Origin of the sequence: Kocuria sp. CPCC 205231 (genome assembly GCF_040980965.1) — a bacterium.
GTDB lineage: Bacteria > Actinomycetota > Actinomycetes > Actinomycetales > Micrococcaceae > Kocuria > Kocuria rosea.
Genome location: NZ_JAVKPP010000082.1, coordinates 1 through 667, shown reverse-complemented (window position 1 = coordinate 667; position 667 = coordinate 1). Strand labels below are relative to the sequence as shown.

General features: G+C 37.2%; 1 protein-coding gene. It reads left to right on the top strand.

The window, feature by feature from the left end:
* The first annotated feature begins 21 nt into the window (after positions 1-21).
* Positions 22-612 carry a RepA protein gene (locus RF640_RS18970; protein ID WP_368828667.1) on the top strand — a complete coding sequence of 197 codons (591 nt, stop codon included), beginning with the start codon at positions 22-24 and terminating at the stop codon, positions 610-612.
* Positions 613-667: the final 55 nt, after the last annotated feature.

The following is a 667-nucleotide window of genomic DNA, read 5'->3' as shown; positions in this document are numbered from 1 at the left end:
ATTTGCCTAAATAGAATGTTTATGGAAAATAAGAAAGTACTCAAATTAACCGATTTTCAAAAAAACGAAGAAAAACCCTTTATGAAACAAGCAATTGAAGGGATTGAAAATCACGTTGTTAAGAAATACAAAAGTAGTACGGGAAGTGATAAAAAAGCTGTAGTTGCTGTTGCTGATACAGATACAGGAGAAGTATTCAAAACCTCGTTTATCCGACAAATAGAAGTAGATGAAGAGCAATTTGCAAAACTATACCTTGCGAATTTTGCCGCTTTTTTCAATCTATCACAATCAGCTATTCGGGTTTTCGGGTATATTCTAACTTGCATGAAGCCTAAGAATGATATGATAATTTTCGATAGGCGAAAATGCTTAGAATACACCCAATACAAATCAGACAAAGCCATATACAAAGGATTGGCAGAGCTCGTACAAAGTGAAATCATAGCAAGAGGTCCAAACGAATATAATTGGTTCATTAATCCGTTGATTGTCTTTAATGGGGATAGGGTTTCATTTACAAAAACATACGTTCGGAAAAAGACTTTAGCTGCCCAAAAGAAAGAAGAAGCAGAGAAACGACAGTTATCACTTGGTTTTGATGAACTGTAACACTCCATTGAGTGAAGCTGCCGTTTGGTCGCTCCCCCTTTGGGGGCGGGGGGGG